Here is a 22,392-nt window from a genome sequence, read left to right on the forward strand (position 1 = left end):
CGCGCCCCGGCGGACCGCCGCCACCGTAATGAGGAGGACAGACAGCGTGACCTATGTCATCGCGGAGCCTTGTGTCGATCTGAAGGACAAGGCATGCATCGAGGAATGCCCTGTTGACTGCATCTACGAAGGTCAACGCGCTCTGTACATCCACCCCGACGAGTGCGTGGACTGCGGTGCCTGTGAGCCGGTCTGCCCGGTGGAGGCCATCTTCTACGAGGACGACACCCCGGAGGAGTGGAAGGACTACTACAAGGCGAATGTGGAGTTCTTCGACGAGCTGGGCTCGCCCGGCGGTGCGAGCAAGCTGGGCCTGATCGAACGTGACCACCCGTTCATCGCCGCGCTGCCCCCGCAGAGCCACGACGAGTGACGTCCCGCGTCACCCCGCCCGTCACCGGTCCCGCGCGGCAGCAGCCGCGCGGGACCGGCGCGTCGTCGGACGTGTGCCCTCGCCCGCGCCCGCCTTCGAGAAAGTGAGCCACCCCGTGTCCCTCGTCTCCGCCCGGCTGCCCGTCTTCCCGTGGGATCGTCTGGAGCCGTACAAGGCGACCGCCGCCGCGCACGCGGACGGGATCGTCGATCTGTCGGTGGGCACCCCGGTCGATCCGGTCCCGGCGCTCGTCCGGGCCGCGCTGGCCGCCGCGAGCGACAGCCCCGGCTATCCGACGGTGTGGGGCACGGCGCGGCTGCGCGAGGCGATCCTCGGCTGGCTGGCGCGCCGCACCGGCGCCGCCGGGCTCGGCGAGCGGAACGTCCTGCCGGTCATCGGCTCCAAGGAACTCGTCGCGGCGCTGCCCGCGCAGCTCGGGCTCGGCCCCGGCGACCGGGTGGCCTACCCCGAGCCCGCCTACCCGACGTACGAGGTGGGCGCGCTGCTGGCGGGCGCCGAGCCCGTGCCGTACCGGGGGAAGCCGACCGAACTCGACCCGGCCGGGCTGCGGCTGCTGTGGCTCAACTCGCCCGGCAACCCGACCGGACGCGTCCTGTCGGTGGACGAGCTGCGGGAGACCGTCGCCTGGGCGCGGGAGCACGGGGTGCTCGTCCTCAGCGACGAGTGCTACCTCGAACTGGGCTGGGAGGCCGACCCGGTGTCGGTGCTTCACCCGGACGTGTGCGGCGACGACGTCGCGGGTCTCGTCGCGGTGCACTCGCTGTCGAAGCGGTCGAACCTGGCGGGCTACCGGGCGGCGTTCCTCGCGGGGGACGCGGCGGTCCTGGGGGAGCTGCTCGCCGTACGCAAGCACGCGGGGATGATGCTGCCCGCGCCCGTGCAGGCGGCGATGGTGGCCGCGCTGGACGACGACGCGCATGTCGCGGAGCAGCGCGCGCGGTACGCGGCCCGGCGTTCCGCGCTGCGCGGGGCGCTGGAGGGGCGGGGCTTCCGCGTCGAGGACAGCGAGGCGTCGCTCTACCTGTGGGCGACGCGGGACGAGGACTGCTGGGCGACGGTTGCGTGGCTCAGCGAGCTGGGCGTTCTCGTGGCGCCCGGGGAGTTCTACGGCGAGGCGGGGCGGCGTTTCGTCCGCGTGGCCTTCACGGCGACCGACGAACGCGTCGCCGCCGCCGTACGCCGCCTGGCGTGAGCCGCCGCCGGGCCGTGGCGGGAGCCGCGGCCCGGCGGGGCGCGCCGGTCGGACCGGTCGGACGTGTCAGAGCAGCCCGATGTTCTGGGCGTCGGGCCGCGCGACCGAGGCGGCCGTGCCGCTCAGCTCGTTGGTGGCGGCGCGGGCGTCCTCCGGGCTGCCGACGACGTCGCGCACCGTCGTGGCCGCCGTGCGGCCGGTGCCCGTCGCGAGGTCGTTGGCCATCGGGCCGACGACCGGCATGACGGCCGTCACGAACTCGCCGCCGATCTTGTTCACCACGCCGTTCGCGGCGGTCGTCACATTCTCGAGCGTCTGCTCGACGCCCGCGCTCTCCAGCCCTTCCAGGCCCGCCAGCGGCGCGGCCAGCGGCTGTTCTGCTCCTGCCGCGACCGCCTGTCCGGCCGCGCCCGCGACCGGCGCGGCGCCTGCCGCCAGGAGGAGGGCCGCGCGGGCGATCCGGCGGGCGAACGGCTTGCGGGAGGTGGACATGGTGCTCCTTCGCCTGGGTTCTGCGGGGGCCGTGGAGGGAATCCTCGGTTGCCTCCGTGCCTATCGGCCGGGAGCGGCGGGAGGTTGCGGGCCTTCCGGGTAAAGGATTGGCAATGCGCGGAATTACCGGCGGGCGGGTAAGGGGGCATTCGGCGGACGGCCCGCCACGTACGGGAATTGACGTCACGTCAGCATCACGTACCGGCAAGGCGTGTTCACGCGGCGCACGCCCCGTGGAAGCTCTCCTTGTCCGCGACGCGTCACACGAAAAGCGGCCGCGGGATGTTGTACGGCGGATGAGGAAGCGGGCGTCCTCATTCCGTTCCTCTCCCCGGACGAGGGGATTTCCGCACACCTGTACCGGGGCGATTCCGGGGACTTACCCGCCCGCGGGGGACACGGAGATCAGCACGGAGGACGGCGGCCCCGCCGCGTTTTCCCCCGCGTTTTCCTCCCGCCAGCCGTCGGCGCCCGAGTCGGCCTCCCAGACCCGTCCCGCATAGGCGACGCGGGTAATTCCCAGCTCCCCCGAGTGCGCCACCGCCCAGTGCGCCAGCTCCCAGCCGCGCCGTTCGCCGCCCTCGTCCGGCACCGGCACCGTCACGTCCGCGCCCTCGCCCCGCGGGTCGGCCGACGGGCCGAAGTCCCGCACCAGCCGCGCCGTCACCCCGGCGGCCGCCGCCTCGGCGAGCTGCGCGGCGGTCGCCCCGCCGTCCGCGCGCCCCTCGTCGCCCTCCGCGCCGTCCCCCGCGCCCGGCTCGTCCGGCACGCAGGTGAGGGACGCGGGCGCCCGGCCGGTCAGCGCGCCGGACAGCAGCGTCGCCCGCGGCTCGTGCTTCGCGTACTCGTCGGGGAACGCGCTGCGCTGCACCGCCTGCGCCGCGACGGTCAGCGGCAGCGTCTCGTAGTCGGGCACCTCGACCAGGTGGTCGTAGAACTGCCCCGCCGCGTACACCGGGTCCATGACCTGCTCCTCCGTGCCCCAGCCCTGCGAGGGCCGCTGCTGGAAGAGGCCGAGGGAGTCCCGGTCGCCGTAGTCGATGTTGCGCAGCGCCGACTCCTGCATCGCCGTGGCCAGCGCTATCGTCACCGCACGCTCCGGCAGACCGCGTACGGAGGCCACCGCCTCGATCGTCGCCGCGTTGGCCGCCTGCTGCGGCTCCAGCCGGTACGGCTCACCGCCCTCCGCCGCCGCGGTCACCAGGCAGTGCGCCGGTTCGCTGCCCGGACCGGCCACGAACTGCGCGTACGCGTAGCCTCCCAGCGCCGCCAGCACGACCATGCCGAACAGGCCGCGCACCACGCGGCGTGCTCCTGCGGCGTCCGTCCGTTCTGGCACGCGACGAGGGTAGCCGGTGCGGCCCGCCCCCTCCCGCCGCCCGGGTACGGTGAGCCCATGGAACCGCCCCTGCTGGACCTCGGCCTGGACGCCGCGGCGCTCACCGCGCGCCTCGTGGACATCCCCTCCGTGAGCGGCACGGAGAAGCCGCTCGCCGACGCGGTCGAGGCGGCCCTGCGGACCCTCCCGTGGCTGCGCGTGGACCGGCACGGCAACAACGTCGTGGCCCGCACGGCACTCGGCCGGGCCGAGCGCGTCGTCCTGGCGGGGCACCTCGACACCGTCCCGATCGCGGACAACGTCCCGTCCCGCCTCGACGCGGACGGCACCCTGTGGGGCTGCGGCACCTGCGACATGAAGTCGGGCGTGGCCGTGCAGCTGCGCGTCGCCGCGACCGTCCCCGAGCCCAACCGCGACCTGACCTTCGTCTTCTACGACAACGAGGAGATCGCCGCCGAGCACAACGGCCTCGGCCACCTCGCGGCGGCGCACCCCGACTGGCTCGCGGGCGACTTCGCCGTCCTGCTCGAACCCTCGGACGGCGAGGTCGAGGGCGGCTGCCAGGGCACCCTGCGGATGCTGCTGCGGCTCACCGGCAGGCGTGCGCACTCGGCGCGTTCCTGGACCGGCGAGAACGCGGTCCACGCCGCCGCCCCCGTCCTCGCCCGCCTCGCGGCCTACCAGCCGCGCCGCCCCCTCATCGACGGCCTTGAGTACCGCGAAGGGCTCAACGCCGTGCGGATCGAGGCGGGCGTCGCGGGGAACGTCATCCCGGACGAGTGCGTCGTCACCGTCAACTACCGCTACGCCCCGGACCGCGACGCGCGCGAGGCCGTCGCGCACGTCCGCGAGGTCTTCGCGGACTGCGGCGTCGCCGAGTTCACCGTGGACGACCACTCGCCCGGTGCCCTGCCCGGCCTCGCGCACCCCGCGGCCCGCGCGTTCATCGAGGCGGTCGGCGGCACGGCGCGGCCCAAGTTCGGCTGGACGGACGTCTCGCGCTTCAGCGCCCTCGGCGTGCCCGCCGTGAACTACGGTCCTGGTGACCCGAATCTCGCCCACAAGCGGGACGAGCGGGTGGACACGCGGCAGGTGCTGCGCTGCGAGGAGCGGCTGCGCGCCTGGCTGACGGCGGCCTGACGCCGACGCCCGCCGGGGACGACGACCGGTACCGCCCGCACGGAGGTACCCAGAGGTGAGGAGCAGGGCATGAACGGCAGCGCGGAGCCCGAACGGGACCGTCCCGGGGGCTTGCGGGAGGGCGTACCGGCCGATTCCGCGGCGGCGGACGAGGCCGTCGCGCGCGAGCGCGCCGGGGCGACGACGCACCGGGGCGAGCAGCGCCTCGGCCCGGTGGTGCGCCGCCGCGGCCAGGTCGTCCCGGGGACGGCCGACCAGCGGCTGCTGGACACCAGGGGCCCGTCCGACTGGGTGCACGGCGACCCGTGGCGGGTGCTGCGCATCCAGTCCGAGTTCGTGGAGGGCTTCGGCGCGCTGGCCGAACTCGGCCCGGCGGTCAGCGTCTTCGGCTCCGCGAGGACACCCCCTGGCGCGCCGGAGTACGAGCTGGGCAGGCGGATCGGCCGCGGGCTCGTCGAGGCGGGCTTCGCGGTGATCACCGGCGGCGGGCCCGGCGCGATGGAGGCCGCCAACCGCGGCGCGAGCGAGGCGGGCGGCGTCTCGGTCGGCCTCGGCATCGAGCTGCCCTTCGAGCAGGGGCTCAACGAGTACGTGGACATCGGCATCAACTTCCGCTACTTCTTCGTGCGCAAGACGATGTTCGTCAAGTACGCGCAGGGCTTCCTCGTCCTGCCCGGCGGGCTCGGCACGCTCGACGAGCTGTTCGAGGCGCTCACCCTCGTGCAGACCAGGAAGGTGACGCGCTTCCCCATCGTCCTGGTCGGCACCGCCTACTGGGCCGGTCTTGCCGACTGGCTGCGCGAGACCGTGATCGCGCAGGGCAAGGCGTCCGACCGTGACCTGGCGCTCATCCACGTCACGGACGACGTGGACGAGGCGATCGCGCGCGTCACCGAGCCCTGAGCGGCCCCGTCCGCGTCAGGCCAGCCCCCGGCGGGCGACCGCCGGGGGCCGGTGGCCCGCGATCGAGGCCACCATGTCGAGCACCTGCCGCGTCTGCGCCACCTCGTGCACCCGGTAGACGCGGGCGCCGAGCCAGGCGGAGACGGCGGTGGTGGCCAACGTCCCGAGCAGCCGCTCCTTCACCGGCAGGTCCAGCGTCTCGCCGACGAAGTCCTTGTTGGACAGCGAGACGAGCACGGGCCAGCCGGTCGCCGTCATCTCGCCGAGCCGCCGCGTCGCCTCCAGCGAGTGGCGCGTGGACTTGCCGAAGTCGTGGCCCGGGTCGATGAGCACCCCGTCCCGGCGCACGCCGAGGGCGACGGCCCGCTCCGCCAGCCCGACCGTGACGCGCAGGATGTCCGCCATCACGTCGTCGTACGCCACCCGGTGCGGTCGCGTGCGGGGCAGGGCGCCGCCCGCGTGCGTGCAGACGAGGCCCGCGCCGAACTCGGCGGCCACCTCGGCCAGCCGGGGGTCCACGCCGCCCCAGGCGTCGTTCAGCAGGTCGGCGCCCGCCGCGCACGCCTCGCGCCCCACCTCGTGCCGCCAGGTGTCCACGCTGATCACGACCGACGGGTGCCGCTCCCTGACCGCCGCCACGAACCCGGCCGTCCGCCGGATCTCCTCGGCCGTGTCCACCTCGGCGCCGGGACCCGCCTTGACCCCGCCGATGTCGATGATGCCCGCGCCCTCCTCGACCGCCTGCGCGACCCGTTCGAGCGCCGCGCCGTCGGCGAAGGTCGCGCCCTGGTCGTAGAAGGAGTCGGGCGTGCGGTTGACGATGGCCATGATCACCGGCTCGTCCGGGGGATACGTCGCGGTTCCGAGACGCAGCATGCCGTTCAGCTCTCCGCTCCCTCTTCAGGCGCTTGGGGTCCTCCGTGGCCGCCGCGCGGGCGCCGGCCCCGGGGCACGAACCTACCTGGCGGTCCGGCCACCGGTCGTGGGCGGGACGTGCGACGATCGGCGGAGCGCGCGGCGGGCGGGGCGGGCGCGGACGGCAGGAACCGACGAAGGGGACGCGGGTGTTCTGGATTCTCATCGCCACGATGGTGCTGGTGATCGCCGGAGTCACGCTGGCCGTGCTCAGCAGCGGCGACGGCACGGGCGGCCCGGTCACCGGCGGGCTCGTGGACGCCGTGCCCGACCGGCTCGACGACCCGCTGCCCCGTGACCGGCCGGTCGCCCCGGCCGACGTGGTGCGCGTCCGGTTCCCGGTCGGCGCGCGCGGCTACCGCATGGCGGAGGTGGACGACGTGCTGGACCGCCTGGCGGCCGAGCTGGCCGAGCGGGACGCCCGCATCACCGAGCTGGAGACCGCCCTGGCGGGCGCGCAGGCCCTGGCGCTCGACCACCAGGACCTCGCGGACGAGGCGCCCGCGCGCGCGGACGAGGCCACGGGGGGCGGCGCGTACCCGCGCGAGGCGTTCGCCGACCGGGCGGCGGAGAACGCGGCGTTCGTGGACGGCGCCTTCGCGGACGGCGGCCCGGCCCAGGAGCGCTCGGCGGGGCCCGGCGTCTGAGCGTCGGCGGCCCTCAGCGGCCCTCGAAGCGTGGCGTCCCCTTCCGGAGGAACGCCTCGACGGCCGCCCGGTGGTCGGCCGAGGCCCCGGCCTCCCGCTGGAGCTCCGCCTCAAGCGCCAGGGTCTCGTCCAGCGTGTGCGCCGCGCCGAAGGCCAGGGACCGCTTCAGCGCCGCGTAGGCGAGCGTCGGCCCGGCCGCGAGAGCGCGCGCCAGCTCGCGCGCGGTCGCCGCCAGCGCGTCGTCCGGCACGACACGCTGCACGAGGCCGAGCCGTTCCGCCTCCTCGGCGCCGATCCGGCGCGGGCACAGCAGCAGCTCGGCGGCCCGGCCCGCGCCCACGGCGCGTGGCAGCGTCCAGGACAGCCCGGAGTCCGCCGTCAGGCCGATCCCGGCGAACGCGGTGTGAAATGACGCACTCAGGCCCGCCACGCGCAGGTCGGCCGCGAGGGCGAGACCGAGCCCCGCTCCGGCGGCGGCGCCCTGGACGGCGGCGACGACCGGTTTGGGCATCGCGGCGATCTCCCGGACGATCGGCCCGTAGTGGCGCGCCACGGTGGCCATGGCGTCCCCCGGCTCCGCCTCCCCGGCGAGGGCCGCGCGGTGCTCCGCGAGATCCTGTCCGACGCAGAACGCACGGCCGCCCGCCGTCAGGAGAACCGCCCGTACCGCGGAATCCGCCGCCGCCTCGCGCAGCGCCGCCAGGAGTGCTTCCTTGGCCGCGACATTCAGGGCATTCAGCTGCGCCGGTCGATTCAGCGTGATCGTCGCAAGACTCTCGGTCACTTCCCGCAGCACCGTGTCGTCCATGTCTTTCAGCATGGCGCAGACATCGGGGGTATCGCGGTCAATCGCCGTATTGAGTGGTTTTGCGCGTACGCGTTGCCGAAGGGATACCGGCCGATGTTGGTCAGGGGGACGTTCCATGCGGGATAATGACCTGGAGCAATGTGTTCGACGCCGGTGTCCGTTGGCTTCTCGTCCAAGGGGCGCCGGTGGAGACGGGCTGGTTCAGGAAGGGGAACGAGCATGGCGGCCATGAAGCCGCGGACGGGCGATGGTCCGCTTGAGGTGACCAAGGAGGGGCGGGGCATCATCATGCGCGTTCCGCTCGAAGGCGGTGGCCGACTCGTTGTCGAGCTGACCCCGGACGAAGCGGTCGCCCTTGACGAGGAACTCAAGAAGGTGACCGGCTGAGCCCCGGTGCTCGGCCGTTCTTTATATCTCCTTGTATCAGCGTTTTACCGCTTCACCGTTCCACCGTCGTATTCCTTCGGCGCTGCCCCGGCCTGGTCCGGGGCAGCGCCGTCTCGGCGTCGGGGCGCCGCCGCGGCTCACACGCGCGTGGCGCACAGCAGGCCGTCGCCGACCGGCAGCAGCGCCGGGACGAGTTCCCGGCTCTCCCTGACGGTGCGCAGCAGCTCGCGGATCCTGCGGACCTCCGTGGGCTGGGCCGCCGAGTCCACGGTGCGTCCCCCGGCGAACATCCCGGCGAAGCAGAGCAGCCCGCCGGGCCGCAGGAGCCGCAACGATTCTGCGAGGCATTCCAGGCATTCGAGCCGGTCGCCGTCGAAGAAGACGAGGTCGTAGCCGCCGTCGGCGAGCCGGGGCAGGACGTCCAGCGCGTGCCCGGGGATGAAGCGGGCCCGGTTGGCGGCGAAGCCCGCGGACCTGAACGCCTGCCGGGCGAACTGCTGCCGTTCCGGCTCGATGTCCACGGTGGTGAGCACCCCGTCGGGGCGCATGCCGTGCAGCAGGTACAGGCCGGAGACGCCGGTGCCCGTGCCGATCTCCGCCACCGCGCGGGCGCCCGCCGTCGAGGCGAGCAGTCGCAGGGTGTCGCCGGTCCCGGGGGACACCGCGCGTACGCCTGCCTCCCGTGCCCGTTCGCGGGCCCAGCGCAGGGCCGTTCCCCCGGCGCTGTCGGCGTCAGGTTCGCCATACGCCTCGGCGAACGCCCAGCTCCTCAGCCGGTTGCCGGTAATGACCCTCTCCTGTCCCCGTCTGTCACGCGGTTCGACTGTAGCGACTCCGGGCGGGAACAGGACGCCCGGACCGCTCGTTGGATCCACCGGACGGCCCGCGGACCCGATGCCCGCGGTCAAAGCCGGTCAAGAATGCTTATCCGGAGCTAACGGGCGAGGTGGCTATGGTAGGGACTCCACTGGACACCACCAGAGCCGACAGGGGAGGTGCGGCCACGTCCACGGGGCGGAGAGGGCTCAGGCGCTTTCTGCGGACGTCCGGCGGGCCGAATTCCGTGACAGACACCGCTGACGCAGATCGGGCGCACACCACCGCCGCCTTCACCGACGGCACCACCACCGCCGTCGCGACGTTCGGCGCGGGGCCCGAGGGTCAGAGCTGGGCACCGCCCAGCTGGGAGGAGATCGTCAGCACCCACAGCACCCGCGTCTACCGGCTGGCCTACCGCCTCACCGGCAACCAGCACGACGCAGAGGACCTCACCCAGGAGGTCTTCGTCCGGGTGTTCCGTTCGCTGTCCACCTACACGCCGGGCACCTTCGAGGGCTGGCTCCACCGCATCACCACCAACCTGTTCCTCGACTCGGTCCGCCGCAAGCAGCGCATCAGGTTCGACGCCCTGGGGGAGGACGCGGCCGAGCGGCTGGCCAGCCGTGAGCCCACCCCCCAGCAGCACTTCAACGACACCCACTTCGACGCCGACATCCAGCAGGCGCTCGACACCCTGCCGCCCGACTTCCGCGCCGCCGTGGTCCTGTGCGACATCGAGGGCCTGAGCTACGAGGAGATCGCCACCACGCTCGGCGTCAAGCTGGGCACCGTCCGCAGCCGTATCCACCGGGGCCGCTCACACCTGCGCAAGGCCCTGCCGCACCGCTCCCCCCGTGGCCGCGCGGACGCCGACGCGCAGCCGGCGGACGAGTCCGTCCTCGCCGTCGCGCCCGCCGGGCCGGAAAGCGGGGCGGTATGAGCAGCCCTCCCGAGCACGGCCCGGCCGACCGGCATCTCGGTGACAGGCTCGCCGCCCTGGTGGACGGCGAGCTGTCCCACGACAGCCGCGACCGCGTCCTCGCGCATCTGGCGACCTGTCCCGGCTGCAAGGCCGAGGCGGACGCCCAGCGCGCGCTGAAGTCCGCGTTCGCCAGCACCCCGCCGCCGGCCCCCTCCGCGGGCCTCCTGGCACGCCTCCAGGGCCTCCCCACGACGGCGTCGGCCCCCCCCGACGGGCCCGAAGGCCCGGACGCGGCGGGCCCCCTGGGGCGCGGCCTCGGCGGCCGGGCGCTGCCCGGCGGCGAGGAGCGCCCGCAGGCCGAGCGCGCCTTCGCCCTCGGGCTGCTGCCCGGCGGCAAGGACCGCGACTCGCTGCTCGCCCCCGCCACGCTCGACGCACAGCGCGGCTTCCGCATCCACGAGACGGCCCGCCCGCACCGCGGTCACCGGCTGGCCTTCGCCGCGGCGGGGGCGGTCTCCCTGGCCGCCTTCGCCATCGGCGGCGCGCTCTCCGGCCTGGGCACCCCCTCCGGCGGGACCGGTTCTCCCGGCACCGTCGCCGCGGGCAACGGTGCCCCCGCCACCTCCTCCCTCCGCCCGGTGAGCGGCCGGTCCGACGAGGAGAGCCGCGGGCCCCGTTCCCAGCTCGCCGCGCTGAGCGGCTCGCTCGGTCCGGTCGCCCCGAGCGGCCAGCTGCCGCCGCCCGGCATGCCGTTCCTCGCCCCCGACCCGCTGAGCTACCCCGCCACGCCCTTCTCACCCGATCCGGTCGTCGTCCCCGCCGTCTCGCTGCTGACCCTCGCCCCGCCGACGGCCCCGGCGTCCGACGGCACGTCCCCCACCCCGGCCCCCACCGCCCCGCCGTCCGTCACCGACGGAGCCGTGAGCCCGCGCTGATCCCGGCCGCCTCACCTGGTTCAATGCCTAGGGGGAACGGGGCACGGGGGATTCGGACGGCTCGTCACACGATGGGGACACGCCATGGACAAGGGAAACAGCCTTCCCGGCCACCAGGCCGACTCCCAACTGCCACCGGGGCCGCCTGAGCGGCCCGAACAGCCGAAGGGCGTCGCCCCCGAGCCGGACGACCACCCGGGCCACGACCCGTACGGCACCCCGCCCTACGGCCAGCCGGGCCCGTGGGCCCCCGCGCCCCCGGTCCAGCGGCCCGAGCCCACGCCACCGGCCGGGACCAGCGTCGGCACGCCACCGGCGGGACCGCCCTCGGGCGAGACCGTCCTGCCGGGCCCCCCGCCGCAGCCCCCGCGCTACGACCCCTGGGCCGCACGGAGCCCCTGGGCGGCCCCCGCGCCGCCCGGCGTCCCGCCGGCGGACGACACCACGGACACCCCGCCGCGCCCCGGCGCGCGCCGCCTGGTCGCGGGCGCCACGCTGCTCGCGCTGCTGGCGGGCGTCCTGGGCGGCGTCATCGGCGTCTACCTGGAACGGAACGGCGCGTTCAGCGACGTCCACCTCTCCAGGACGGCGGGCCAGGACAGCGCCCCCGAGCCGGGCAGCATCGCCGGGATCGCCAACGCCGTGCTGCCCGCCGTCGTCACCCTCCACGTCTCGGGCACCGACTCCGGCGCCACCGGCACCGGCTTCGTCCTCGACGACGAGGGCCACATCCTCACCAACGCGCACGTCGTGCGCCCGGCCGGTGAGGGCGGCGCCATACAGGTCATGTTCGCGGGCGGCGAGACGGCGCGCGCCGAGGTCGTCGGGCAGGACGCGGGCTACGACCTGGCCGTCGTCAAGGTCTCGGGCGTGACCGGCCTCACGCCCGTCGAGCTGGGGGACTCCGACACCGTCCGCGTCGGCGACCCCGTCGTCGCCATCGGCGCGCCCTTCGACCTCGCGGGGACCGTCACCTCCGGCATCATCAGCGCCACCGAGCGCCCCATCACCGCGGGCGGCGAGGAGGCGGACGGCTCCGACATCAGCTACGTCAACGCGCTCCAGACCGACGCCCCCATCAATCCGGGGAACTCGGGCGGGCCCCTGGTCGATCTCGACGGCCGCGTGATCGGTGTCAACAGCGCCATCCGCACCGGCGACTCGGGCGGCTTCGACGCCGGTGGCTCGGGCAGCGTCGGCCTCGGCTTCGCCATCCCCGTCAACCAGGCGGCCGACGTCGCCGAGCAGCTGATCAACACCGGGCGCGCGACCCATCCGGTCATCGGTGTGACCCTCGACACCGGCTGGACGGGCGACGGCGCCCGGGTCGGCAGCTCCACCGGCGGCACGGCGGTCGAGCCGGGCAGCCCCGCCGACGCCGCGGGCATCAGGGAGGGCGACGTCATCACGGCCGTGGACGGCGCCCAGGTCCGCAGCGCCGACGAGCTGATCGTCCGCATCCGCAGCCACCGCCCGGGCGACGAGCTGTCCCTGACCGTGGAGCGCGACGGCGAGGACGTGACGCTCACCGTGGTCCTGGGGGAGGCGGCGGGCGACGCGTGAGGCGGCCCGTGCCACGCGCGGACCCGCATCGTTTACCCGCTCGTGGCTCCCCGCCTCTCCCATACGCCCCCCTGGGCGGGTACCGTTTTGTGACAACCGCGCGCGCGAGGGAGCTGACAGGTGTTCTTCGATATTGGGTCCCTGGAGTTCATCGTGCTCCTGGTGCTGGCGATCCTGGTCTTCGGGCCGGAGAAGCTGCCCAAGATGATCCAGGAGGCCGCCGCCTTCATCCGCAAGATCCGCGAGTTCTCCGACACCGCGAAGCGCGACATCCGCTCCGAGCTGGGCCCGGAGTTCAAGGACTTCGACTTCGAGGACCTGAACCCGCGCACCTTCGCGAAGAAGCACCTCCTCGACAACGACGACCTGGGCCTGCGCGAGCTGGGCACGAGCCTCGACATGCGCAAGGAGCTGTCCGACGTCGCCGACGCGGTGAACAGCCGCCCGGACGGTCCCGACCTGACGAAGCCCTCGGACACCGCCGCCGCCCGCCCGGCCGCCGGACCCGTCAGCCTCGCCAAGGACACCGACGTCAAGCCCGTCGTGCCGCCCCCGGCGACCTCCCCCGCGGAGCGCAGCCCGTACGACGCCGACGCGACCTGACGCGGGGCGCCGAACCGGCCCGGAGGGCGCCCGCCCGACGCCACCTGAGTGGAATCACACCCGCGCGCGGGCACATGACGCCACCCGGTCTTCCGGCATGCCCGACAGCTCCGATGCGGATGGCTATCCTCCCTATGTCCGGGGTGTGCCCAGGACGAGGGCAATGAGGAGGCGTCGCGTTACATGGAGACGACCAGTCGAGCCGAACCGCAGGACGCCACGGGTGGTGGCGACGACACCGGGGGACAAGGCGCGGCGCAGGGGGTGCCCGGGGCGCGGCGCGCGGTGGAGGGCTATCTGCTGGCCCAGTTCCCCTGGTACGGGCTGGACGAGGCGTTCACCGGACCGCGCTGGCTCATGCAGGTCGGCATGGCCGCCGACGGCGCCGTCGAGCACGGCTCCACCGGGCACGGCGACGAGCCCTCGCTCCGCGGCGAGCTGGGCGGCGAGGCCGACCAGCGCTTCACCGTCGTCGTGACGGTCGCGAGCCGCCCGGGACGCCGCAGCCCGGACGGCAGCGGCATGCTGGAGGCCACCTCGGTCTCCTCCGCCGCCTGGCTCGCGGGCTCAGGACTGCTGTCGTGCACCTGGCCCGCCCAGATGGAACGCGCGCTGCGCCAGGACTGGCTCGAACAGCAGACGGCCATCGCGTGGGAGCTGGCCGACGACCTCGACGGCGGCGGCTGGTCCACCCTGTCCCTGCCCGTGGACGGCATCCCCACCGACTTCCTCTACCGCGAGTCCGAGTACGGCTGGGTCCTCGCCGGGGCGGCCCAGCACGGCGTCCACATCGGCGCGTACGGCCGCGGCATGAGCGCCTACGGCCTCGGCTTCGCCGTCGTCAAGGACATCGAGAGCTACGCGGAGCGCACCACCCCCACGCCCTGACCCGCCCCCCGCGCGGGCCCGCGACCGCCGGGCCGGACCCCCGGCCCGGCCCGCGTACGCCCTCCGGCGGGCCGGTCAGAGCCTGCCGCGCGGGGTCAGCCCCAGCGACATGCCCGCCAGCCCCCGCTGCCGTCCGCTCAGCGTGGACGCCACCCGGCGCAGCGCCTCGGCGGCCGGGGAGCCGGGGTCGGCCAGCACGACGGGCGTCCCGTCGTCGCCGCCCTCGCGCAGCCGCACGTCGATCGGGACCGACCCGAGGACCGGCACCTCGGCGCCCGTGGCCCGCGTCAGCCCGTCGGCGACGCGCTGCCCGCCGCCCGTGCCGAAGACGTCCACCAGCTCGCCGCAGTGCGGGCAGGGCAGGCCCGCCATGTTCTCCACGACGCCGACGATCTTCTGGTGCGTCTGCACCGCGATCGAGCCCGCGCGCTCGGCGACCTCGGCCGCCGCCTGCTGCGGCGTCGTCACGACGAGGATCTCCGCGCCGGGCACCAGCTGCGCCACCGAGATGGCGATGTCGCCCGTCCCCGGGGGCAGGTCGAGCAGCAGCACGTCGAGGTCGCCCCAGTAGACGTCCGCCAGGAACTGCTGGAGCGCGCGGTGCAGCATCGGGCCGCGCCACACGACCGGGGCGTTGCCCGGCGTGAACATCCCGATGGAGATGACCTTCACGCCGTGGGCCGACGGGGGCATGATCATGTTCTCGACCTGGGTCGGCCGCGCGTCGGTGCCGAGCATGCGGGGCACCGAGTGGCCGTAGATGTCGGCGTCCACGACGCCGACCTTCAGCCCGTCCGCGGCGAGGGCCGCCGCCAGGTTCACCGTCACGGAACTCTTGCCGACGCCGCCCTTGCCCGACGCGACGGCGTACACCCGCGTCAGCGAGCCGGGCTGGGCGAACGGGATCTCCCGCTCCGCCTTCCCGCCGCGCAGGGTCGTCGCCAGCTCCTTGCGCTGCTCGTCGCTCATCACGTCGAGATCGACCCGGACGTCCGTCACCCCGGGGACCGCGCGGACCGCCGCCGTGACGTCCGCGGTGATCGAGTCGCGCATCGGACAGCCCTGGATGGTCAGATACACGCCCACGGTGACGGTGCCGTCCGCCGCGATCTCCACCGACTTGACCATGCCGAGATCGGTGATGGGCCGGTGGATCTCCGGGTCGTTCACCCGCTGCAGCGCCGCCCGTACGGCGTCCTCGCCGACGAGGGAGGTATCGGTAGCCATGCCCCGATGGTACGGCGGCCGGAACTCCCCACGGCCATGGCCCTTTCCGGGCCGCGCGCCCTTGCCGGTACGCTGCGCCTCACCTGTCCGCGACCCCCGGCGAGAGGCAGCCCTCGTGACCCCTCGTTCCCCCCTGTTCCCCCGGCGTCGGCGCGGCCTCCCGGCAGGGCGCGGCGGCGGTGGGAGAGGCCGCGCGCGCACGGCCCTGTGCGTCGGGCTGCTGGGCGCCGCGCTGACGGCCTGCGGCGGCGGCGAGGACCCCGACGCGGGGACGAACGGCGTCGGCAGGCTCACCGCCGAGGAGATCGAGCAGCGCGCCAGGGAGGCCGCGGCGGGCGCCTCGTCCGTGCGGCTTGAGGGCACGGTGATCACCGCCGACCAGGAGTTCGAGCTGGACGTGCAGCTCGCCGAGGACGGCGCGATGGGCGAGGTGTCCTGGGAGGGCGCCCTCTTCGAGCTGCTGCGGGTGGGCGAGGAGCTGTACATCTCCGCCGACCAGGCGTTCTGGGAGAGCGACGCCGTACCCGAAGGGCTGAACTCGGACCCGGCGGAGAAGCTGGACGGCAAGTACGTGCTGGTGGCCCCCGAGGACCCGGCGTACGAGCAGCTGATCGGGTTCACCGAGATGGACGTCCTGCTGGACGGGCTGCTGGTCATGGAGGGCGAGCGGGCGACGGCGGACCGCGCCGAGGTCGGCGGGGTGCAGACGATCCGGGTGACGGCCGGTGACGGCGCGGGCGGGGCGCTGGACGTCGCGCTGATGGGGGAGCCGTATCCGCTGCGCCTCGAACGGGGCGGCGCGGCCGGTGAGCTGATGCTGCGGGACTGGGACGAGCCGTTCGAGCCGGTGCTGCCCGCCGAGGAGCAGGTCGTGGACTACGGGGACGCGATCCTCGACGAGGAGGCGGACGAGGAGTCGGAGTCGGACGAGGACGGGTGACGCGCCCGGCCCGTCACACCCCGCCCCGGCGCCCGCGCCGCGCCCGCCGCGCCGGAAGGCCGCTGGGCGTGGGGGAGCGCGTGGTGGCCGGGGACGGCAGGGGCGGCGCCGCCTCGGACGCGGTGGGCATCGCGCCAGGCCGCTGCGTCGGCTCCCCTTCCTGACCGAGCCGCAGGACCCGGCAGCCGTCACGCCAGCGGTCGGCGGTCGCCCCGGGGGCGTCCCGCCCGTTCAGCCGCTTCGCGGACAGCTCGGCCACGGCCGCCGTCCACGCCTCGCCGCCCGGCGCGGGCTCCGTCACGGCCACGGGCCACACGACGAGCCGCCCGCCCTTGTCCTTGCTGCGGCAGGAGACCTCCGCCCGGCCGCCGTCCACGAGGCCGAGCCCGTCCAGCGGCTGCTCGCCAGGGCCGCCGACGAGCCAGACCGCGCCGTCGTGCCACACGTGCCACAGCGCCCGCGCCGTCCCCCCGGGGCCGCGCACCCACACCAGCGCGGACTTCCGCGCCGCCTCCTCGACCAGCGCGCGGTCGAACGCCGCTCCGGGCCCGTCCGAGGCCACCGTCGCCACCGCGCTACGCCGACAGCCCGAGCGCGCTCATCCGCTTCGTGTGCGCCTCGGTGATCCGCGAGAACATCCGGCCGATCTCCGCCAGGTCGAAGCCGTCGGCGACCCCGCCGACCAGCATCGTGGACAGGGCGTCACGGTCCGCGACCACGCGCTGCGCCTGCGACAGGGCCTCGCCCATCAGCCGCCGCGCCCACAGCGCCAGCCGCCCGCCGACCCGCGGCTCGGCCTCGATCGCCGACCGCACCTTCTCCACGGCGAACGAGGCGTGCCCGGTGTCGTCCAGGACGCCCAGCACCAGCGAGCGGGTGTCCGCGTCGAGCCGGGAGGCGACCTCGCGGTAGAAGTCGGCGGCGATCGCGTCGCCCACGTACGCCTTGACCAGGCCCTCAAGCCAGTCGGACGGGGCGGTCATCCGGTGGAAGCCGTCCAGCGCCGCCGCGAACGGCTCCATGGCCGTCGTCGGCTCCTCGTCGATCGCGCGCAGCCGCTCCGTGAGCTGTTCGAAGTGGCTCAGCTCGGCCGCCGCCATCCGCGCCAGCGCCGCCTTGTCACCCAGCGTGGGGGCCAGCTTCGCGTCCTCGGCGAGCCGCTCGAACGCGGCCAGCTCCCCGTACGCCAGCGCGCCCAGCAGATCGACGACGGCCGCGCGGTACCGCGGGTCGGCCGACGCGGAGGCCCAGTCCTGCGCGGCGATGCCCGTCGGCGCGGGCGCGTCGGACGGGGGCTGGTCTGCGGAAGTCTGCGGCGTCTCCATGGCAGTGCACAATAGCCGTCGCCGACGGCCTCGTACCCGCCCGTGGCCAAGCCCTCACGTCCTGGCCCTGACACATGTGCGCGGTTCCGGGGTACAGTGCTAAGAAGAGCCACCCGTACGCGGCGGCTCGCGTTCCCCCTGCTGGAGTCCCGGCGGCCCGGAAGTCACGGCGCCCGGGGACCCTCCGCGGATGCCCGGTCGGTGGCCCGATCGGCTCCGACTGACCAGCCCTCCGCAGCGGAACCGTGCACCCTCGCACGGCCCGTGTCACGAGGGACCCGCTCGCGCGGTGCGTGCGCTTGAGCGAGACGACCGGGTCCCGCGCCGGCCGGCCGGCCCCTGGTGGCCGCCTGACCACGGCGCGGTGGACAAGACCCGCCTCGCCGCCGTGTGCCGCGTCACACTAGAAGAGGCAACGACCCTGTCCGCTACCGTTCCCACCACTTTCCGCGATCTCGGCATCCTGCCCGAGACCGCCGAGGCCCTTGAGGCCGTCGGGATCATCACCCCGTTCCCCATCCAGGAGATGACGCTGCCGGTCGCCCTCGCGGGCACCGACGTCATCGGCCAGGCCAAGACCGGCACCGGCAAGACGCTGGGCTTCGGCCTGCCGCTGCTGGAGGCCGTCACCGTCCCCGCCGACGTCGAGGCGGGCCGCGCCACGCCCGAGCAGCTCACCGACGCGCCGCAGGCCCTCGTGGTCGTGCCGACGCGTGAGCTGTGCCAGCAGGTGACCAACGACCTGCTGACCGCGGGCAAGGTGCGCAACGTCCGTGTCCTGCCGATCTACGGCGGCCGTGCCTACGAGCCGCAGGTCGAGGCCCTGACGCGCGGCGTCGATGTCGTCGTCGGCACCCCGGGGCGGCTGCTCGACCTCGCGGGGCAGCGCAAGCTGAACCTGTCCGAGGTCCGCAGCCTCGTCCTGGACGAGGCCGACGAGATGCTCGACCTCGGCTTCCTGCCGGACGTCGAGAAGATCATGGACCTGCTCCCGGCCAAGCGCCAGACGATGCTGTTCTCGGCGACCATGCCGGGCCAGGTCATCGGCCTGGCCCGGCGCTACATGCGCCAGCCCACCCACATCCGCGCCACCGAGCCCGATGACGCGGGCGCGACCGTGGCCAACATCACACAGCACGTCTTCCGGGCGCACTCGATGGACAAGCCCGAGCTGGTCGCGCGCATCCTCCAGGCGGAGGGGCACGGCCTCGTCATGGTCTTCTGCCGCACCAAGCGGACGGCCGCCGACGTCGCCGACCAGCTGACGCGGCGCGGCTTCGCCACCGCGGCGGTCCACGGCGACCTGGGCCAGGGCGCCCGTGAGCAGGCGCTGCGCGCCTTCCGCAACGGCAAGGTGGACGTCCTCGTCTGCACCGACGTCGCGGCGCGCGGCATCGACGTGGACGGCGTCACCCACGTGATCAACTACCAGACGCCCGAGGACGAGAAGACCTACCTGCACCGCATCGGGCGTACGGGCCGCGCGGGCGCGACCGGCACGGCCGTCACCCTCGTGGACTGGGACGACATCCCGCGCTGGCAGCTGATCAACAAGGCGCTCGTGCTGGACTTCCCCGACCCGCCGGAGACGTACTCGACCTCGCCGCACCTCTTCGAGCTGCTGCGTATCCCGCCGGGCACGAAGGGCACGCTTCCGCGTGCCGAGCGCACCAGGGCGGGGCTCGACGCGGAGGAGGTCGAGGACCTCGGCGGTCCCGACAGCCGCCGCAAGCGCGGTGGCGCGCGGCAGGAGCCGCAGCCGCCGAAGGAGCGGACGTCGCGCGCGCCGCGTCAGCGCCGCCGTACGCGTGGTGGAGTCGCGACCGCGGGCGACGGCGCCGGGGCGCCGGTGGCGGAGACGGCGGGTGCCCCCGCGGGCCGCGCCGAGGCCGCAGCCCCTGCCGAGCAGCCGGGCGACGCGCCCGCCACGCCGCGTACCCCGCGCCGCAGGCGGCGCAGGCGCAGCGGTGGCGCCGGGGGCGACGGGGCCGCCGCGGCGGGCCAGGCGGTCGCGGGCGACTGAGAGGCATGGACCGGCCCCCGGTGGGGCCGGTCGGTGGGAACGGGCGAGGCGGGCCGTGCGCTGTCCGCCTCGCGCGAGGGGCCCGTCGCCGTCAGAGCACGGGCTCTCCCTCGCGGGTGAGCCGCCAGTCGTCGCGGGCGAACGCGGCCGGGTCGATCTCGCCGTGCGCGCGGACCCAGGCGATGAGCGTGTTGCGGATCTCCTCGGGGTCCGACCACAGCTGCTCGGCCGCCGCGACGTGCGGGAACGCGCCGCCACCCGAGGCGCGGTAGTTGTTGACGGCCAGGGCGAACCGCGCGTCAGGTGCCACGGGGGCGCCGTCGTACGCGAGCCCGGTGACACGTGACCCGGGCTCCCGGGCGATGTCGATCTCGTAGGTCACGCCGCTCACGACGTCGTAGTTGTAGTCGGGGATGCCGTCCGCGTTCGTCAGGTCGGCCGGATCGGCGGGGGCGCCCGCCGGGGTGCGGACGAAGTAGCGCGCCGAGTACTCCAGGTAGTCCTTGAGCTGCGCGCCGGTGATCAGGCGCGCCTCCAGCGTGTTCTCGTAGACGTAGACCCCCGCGACGTCCCGGATGGTGACGTCCCCCGCCGGGATCGCGGCCGTGCGCGAGAAGCAGGCGGCCTGCGACAGGACGGGCAGGTCGGCCCACTCGCCGCCCGCGAGCGCGGCGCGCACCGTCTCCGCCTGCACGTCGTTGACGAAGTCCACGAGCGGCGTGTCACGCCAGGGCGACTCGGCCGCCGACATGGCCTCGGTCGCGGTGCCGACGACCTGGTTGACATAGGCCACCACCTTCCGGTGCTCGTCGGCGAGCAGGCCGGTGATCCGCGGGTCCTCGGGGACCGTGTTGGTGTTGAGGACGTCGGCCGTCACCGCCTCGACGCGCCAGTGGCCGCGCTCCAGGACCAGCGTGAAGTCGAAGCGGGTGAGGCGCTGGCCCCAGCGCAGCGGCTCGGAGAGGACGACCTCGCGGCCCGTCGCCTCGTTCCTCACGCGGTGCTCCGGCAGCTCGGCGTGCGCGTGGCCGACGAGGATCGCGTCGATGCCTGGCACCTGCTGGGCGACGAGCGTGGCGGCGTTCTCGACGTGCGGGAGCTGGTCGCCGTAGCTGGAGCGGCCGTCGGTGCCCGAGTGCGCGGAGACGAGGACGACGTCGGCGCCCATGGCGCGCAGGCGCGGCACCCAGTGGGCCGCCTGCTCGGGCAGGCCGGGGAACCGCAGCCTGCCCTCGACGTTCGCGCGGTCCCAGACGGCGATGCCCGGGTTGGTCAGCCCGAGGACGGCGACCTTCACGTCGCGGCCGTGCGGGGTGCGCAGGCGCGTCGTCCAGTAGGGCGGGAAGGCGGGGCGGTCGGTGCGGGCGTCGAGCGCGTTGGCGGCCAGCAGGGGGAAGGCGCACTGGCGCTCGAAGGCGCGGAGCAGGGGGATGCCGTAGTTGAACTCGTGGTTGCCGAGGGCCGCGGCGTCGTAGCCGAGGGCGTTCATGGCCGTGGCCATGGGGTGGGTGGGGCCGTCCGCGCCGGTGATCGGGTCCACGCGGGCGTAGTAGTAGGCGAGTTGGGTGCCCTGGAGGGTGTCGCCCGCGTCGATGAGCAGGGTGTGGCGTCGGCCGCGCTCGGCGCGGACGCGCTCGACGAGGGTGGACACCTTGGCGAGGCCGACGTCGTTGTGCGTCGCGTCGTCGTACTCGGCGTCGGTGAAGTAGTCCCAGTTGTGGACGTGTCCGTGCAGGTCGGTGGTGCCGAGGACGGTGAAGGCGTAGCGGCGTCCAGGGCGGCCCCCCGTGGGCGTGGCGGCGTCGGCGGTGGTCGCTGTCATGGCTCCGGCGGCGGTGACGGTGGCGGCGGTGGCGGTGGTGCGGCCGAGGAACGACCTGCGGTCGAGGGCGGGCATCGGGCGACTCCTCGCGGTGTGGGGGGATACGCGAGATTCTGGCGGAGTGCCCGGGTGGGAGTCACCCCCCGGGCGCGCGCCCTGTGCGGTTAGGGTCGGTCACGGGCTGTCCGGGGGCCGGGTGTTCGGTTCGGGTGTTCGGGAGGACTGGGTGAGCAAGCCGCCGTTCCACGTGCCGCCGGTGGGGGTGCGCGCGTATCCGCTCGTGACGCGGCGCGGGGATTTCGCGGTGCTGGACGTGGAGCCCGCGGGCGAGCCGATCGGCACGGCCCTGCTCGTGCCGGGCTACACGGGCAGCAAGGAGGACTTCATCGCGCTGCTCGTACCGCTGTCGGCGGCCGGGTTCCGCACGCTCGCGGTGGACGGGCGCGGGCAGTACGAGACGGTCGGGACGCGGGCACGTGCCTCCTACGGCATCGGCGCGCTCGCCGAGGACGTCCTCGCGCAGGCCGACGCGCTGTCCGACGCCGGCCCTGTGCACCTGGTGGGGCATTCGCTGGGCGGGCTGATCGCGCGGGGCGCGGTGCTGCGTGCCGCGGCGGCGGGCCGCGTGCCGCTGCCGTTCGCCTCCCTGACGCTGATCGCGTCAGGCCCGGGACGGGTGGCGCCGCTCCAGCGCTGGAAGGTGCGCATGCTGTCGGTGAGCCTGCCCGTGCTGGGCGCCGATCTCGTGTGGCGGTTCCTGCATCCGAGGGCGGACGCGGGGGAGATCGCGGAGTTCCTGCGCCGCCGCTGGCTGGCCAACGCGCCGACCCAACTGCTGGCCACCGGCCGCACCCTGCTGCGCGAGCCGGACCGGGTGGCCCGTCTCGCCGCCGCGGGGCTGCCGGTCCATGTCGTGTCGGGGGAGCGGGACGGCGCCTGGCCGGTGCCGTCGCTCGACCGCATGGCGGCCGAACTCGGCGCCCACCGCACCGTGATCCCCGGCGCCGAGCACTCCCCGAACGCCGAGCAGCCCGGCGCGACGGCGGCGGCGCTCGCCGGTTTCTGGACCGGCCTGCCCGGCGGCAGCCCCGACCGCTGACCCGGCGGC

Annotated in this window: 23 protein-coding genes; 14 read left to right on the top strand and 9 right to left on the bottom strand. The window is 74.7% G+C overall.

Translation table 11 applies throughout. The annotated features are described in order from the left end of the window. The first annotated feature begins 46 nt into the window (after positions 1-46). Both fdxA and dapC read left to right on the top strand, forming a co-directional pair. The gene (fdxA, locus tag IF27_RS22700; protein ID WP_052851636.1) at positions 47-373 is read left to right on the top strand and encodes a ferredoxin; all 327 of its coding nucleotides are present in this window, start codon (positions 47-49) and stop codon (positions 371-373) included. A gap of 115 nt (positions 374-488) precedes the next feature. Continuing rightward, positions 489-1,586 (top strand): succinyldiaminopimelate transaminase, encoded by a 1,098-nt coding sequence (dapC, locus tag IF27_RS22705; RefSeq protein WP_052851559.1) that lies wholly within the window; start codon positions 489-491, stop codon positions 1,584-1,586. A 66-nt stretch (positions 1,587-1,652) separates the two neighbouring features. On the opposite strand, the gene IF27_RS22710 is transcribed toward dapC, so the two are convergent. Together IF27_RS22710 and IF27_RS22715 are read right to left on the bottom strand one after the other, a co-directional pair. Beyond that, positions 1,653-2,078: a hypothetical protein gene (locus IF27_RS22710; protein WP_052851560.1), complete on the bottom strand. Its 426-nt coding sequence runs from the start codon at positions 2,076-2,078 to the stop codon at positions 1,653-1,655. 379 nt (positions 2,079-2,457) lie between these two features. Continuing rightward, positions 2,458-3,360: a VldE C-terminal domain-containing protein gene (locus IF27_RS22715; protein ID WP_110946172.1), complete on the bottom strand. Its 903-nt coding sequence runs from the start codon at positions 3,358-3,360 to the stop codon at positions 2,458-2,460. 114 nt (positions 3,361-3,474) lie between these two features. On the opposite strand from IF27_RS22715, the gene dapE reads away from it, so the two are divergent. Next, a complete protein-coding gene (dapE, locus tag IF27_RS22720; RefSeq protein WP_052851562.1) occupies positions 3,475-4,557 on the top strand; it encodes a succinyl-diaminopimelate desuccinylase in 1,083 nt (360 codons plus the stop codon). Between the two features lie 69 nt (positions 4,558-4,626). Further along, positions 4,627-5,460, top strand: coding sequence for an LOG family protein (locus tag IF27_RS22725; RefSeq protein WP_052851563.1), 834 nt, complete (start codon positions 4,627-4,629; stop codon positions 5,458-5,460). 15 nt (positions 5,461-5,475) lie between these two features. Here the strand turns inward: IF27_RS22725 and folP are convergent, their stop codons facing one another. Continuing rightward, positions 5,476-6,336 carry a dihydropteroate synthase gene (gene folP, locus IF27_RS22730; protein ID WP_052851564.1) on the bottom strand — a complete coding sequence of 287 codons (861 nt, stop codon included), beginning with the start codon at positions 6,334-6,336 and terminating at the stop codon, positions 5,476-5,478. Positions 6,337-6,524: 188 nt separating this feature from the next. Between folP and IF27_RS30515 the strand changes: the two genes are divergently transcribed. Beyond that, positions 6,525-7,022, top strand: a complete 498-nt coding sequence (locus tag IF27_RS30515) for a DivIVA domain-containing protein (protein ID WP_110946156.1) — start codon at positions 6,525-6,527, stop codon at positions 7,020-7,022. Between the two features lie 13 nt (positions 7,023-7,035). Here the strand turns inward: IF27_RS30515 and IF27_RS22740 are convergent, their stop codons facing one another. Beyond that, on the bottom strand, positions 7,036-7,830 hold the full coding sequence (locus IF27_RS22740) for an enoyl-CoA hydratase-related protein (protein ID WP_052851565.1): 795 nt from the start codon (positions 7,828-7,830) through the stop codon (positions 7,036-7,038). Positions 7,831-8,049: 219 nt separating this feature from the next. Between IF27_RS22740 and IF27_RS30520 the strand changes: the two genes are divergently transcribed. Then, complete coding sequence (locus IF27_RS30520) at positions 8,050-8,217, top strand: DUF3117 domain-containing protein (protein WP_019434894.1); 168 nt, start codon at positions 8,050-8,052, stop codon at positions 8,215-8,217. 137 nt (positions 8,218-8,354) lie between these two features. On the opposite strand, the gene IF27_RS22745 is transcribed toward IF27_RS30520, so the two are convergent. Then, complete coding sequence (locus tag IF27_RS22745; protein ID WP_110946173.1) at positions 8,355-9,065, bottom strand: O-methyltransferase; 711 nt, start codon at positions 9,063-9,065, stop codon at positions 8,355-8,357. A 104-nt stretch (positions 9,066-9,169) separates the two neighbouring features. Between IF27_RS22745 and sigE the strand changes: the two genes are divergently transcribed. The 5 genes from sigE (at position 9,170) to IF27_RS22770 (ending at position 13,947) form a co-directional block, all read left to right on the top strand. Then, positions 9,170-9,976: an RNA polymerase sigma factor SigE gene (sigE, locus tag IF27_RS22750; protein ID WP_223291167.1), complete on the top strand. Its 807-nt coding sequence runs from the start codon at positions 9,170-9,172 to the stop codon at positions 9,974-9,976. Then, positions 9,973-10,893 carry an anti-sigma factor family protein gene (locus IF27_RS31220; protein WP_052851571.1) on the top strand — a complete coding sequence of 307 codons (921 nt, stop codon included), beginning with the start codon at positions 9,973-9,975 and terminating at the stop codon, positions 10,891-10,893. The genes sigE and IF27_RS31220 overlap by 4 nt, the downstream gene beginning before the upstream one ends. Positions 10,894-10,977: 84 nt before the next feature. Next, positions 10,978-12,456, top strand: a complete 1,479-nt coding sequence (locus tag IF27_RS22760; RefSeq protein WP_110946157.1) for a S1C family serine protease — start codon at positions 10,978-10,980, stop codon at positions 12,454-12,456. Between the two features lie 120 nt (positions 12,457-12,576). Further along, complete coding sequence (locus IF27_RS22765) at positions 12,577-13,059, top strand: sec-independent translocase (RefSeq protein WP_052851573.1); 483 nt, start codon at positions 12,577-12,579, stop codon at positions 13,057-13,059. A 183-nt stretch (positions 13,060-13,242) separates the two neighbouring features. Then, positions 13,243-13,947, top strand: coding sequence for a hypothetical protein (locus tag IF27_RS22770; RefSeq protein ID WP_110946158.1), 705 nt, complete (start codon positions 13,243-13,245; stop codon positions 13,945-13,947). A 75-nt stretch (positions 13,948-14,022) separates the two neighbouring features. Here IF27_RS22770 and IF27_RS22775 read toward each other — a convergent pair whose 3' ends face one another. After that, positions 14,023-15,174: an Mrp/NBP35 family ATP-binding protein gene (locus IF27_RS22775; protein WP_052851578.1), complete on the bottom strand. Its 1,152-nt coding sequence runs from the start codon at positions 15,172-15,174 to the stop codon at positions 14,023-14,025. Between the two features lie 115 nt (positions 15,175-15,289). On the opposite strand from IF27_RS22775, the gene IF27_RS22780 reads away from it, so the two are divergent. After that, positions 15,290-16,114, top strand: coding sequence for a hypothetical protein (locus IF27_RS22780; RefSeq protein ID WP_420822044.1), 825 nt, complete (start codon positions 15,290-15,292; stop codon positions 16,112-16,114). A gap of 13 nt (positions 16,115-16,127) precedes the next feature. On the opposite strand, the gene IF27_RS22785 is transcribed toward IF27_RS22780, so the two are convergent. Both IF27_RS22785 and IF27_RS22790 read right to left on the bottom strand, forming a co-directional pair. Beyond that, the gene (locus IF27_RS22785; protein WP_052851639.1) at positions 16,128-16,676 is read right to left on the bottom strand and encodes a hypothetical protein; all 549 of its coding nucleotides are present in this window, start codon (positions 16,674-16,676) and stop codon (positions 16,128-16,130) included. Positions 16,677-16,689: 13 nt separating this feature from the next. Continuing rightward, positions 16,690-17,439: a ferritin-like fold-containing protein gene (locus IF27_RS22790; RefSeq protein ID WP_052851580.1), complete on the bottom strand. Its 750-nt coding sequence runs from the start codon at positions 17,437-17,439 to the stop codon at positions 16,690-16,692. Between the two features lie 388 nt (positions 17,440-17,827). Between IF27_RS22790 and IF27_RS22795 the strand changes: the two genes are divergently transcribed. After that, entirely contained in the window at positions 17,828-19,462 is a 1,635-nt protein-coding gene (locus IF27_RS22795; protein WP_420822046.1) for a DEAD/DEAH box helicase, read from the top strand. Between the two features lie 91 nt (positions 19,463-19,553). Here IF27_RS22795 and IF27_RS22800 read toward each other — a convergent pair whose 3' ends face one another. Further along, positions 19,554-21,359 carry a bifunctional metallophosphatase/5'-nucleotidase gene (locus IF27_RS22800; protein WP_052851582.1) on the bottom strand — a complete coding sequence of 602 codons (1,806 nt, stop codon included), beginning with the start codon at positions 21,357-21,359 and terminating at the stop codon, positions 19,554-19,556. A 151-nt stretch (positions 21,360-21,510) separates the two neighbouring features. On the opposite strand from IF27_RS22800, the gene IF27_RS22805 reads away from it, so the two are divergent. Next, positions 21,511-22,383 carry an alpha/beta fold hydrolase gene (locus tag IF27_RS22805; RefSeq protein WP_052851584.1) on the top strand — a complete coding sequence of 291 codons (873 nt, stop codon included), beginning with the start codon at positions 21,511-21,513 and terminating at the stop codon, positions 22,381-22,383. The last annotated feature ends 9 nt before the right edge of the window (positions 22,384-22,392 follow it).

The sequence above is a fragment of the Streptomyces avicenniae genome (assembly GCF_000719135.1).
In the GTDB taxonomy this organism is placed as follows: Bacteria; Actinomycetota; Actinomycetes; order Streptomycetales; family Streptomycetaceae; genus Streptomyces; species Streptomyces avicenniae.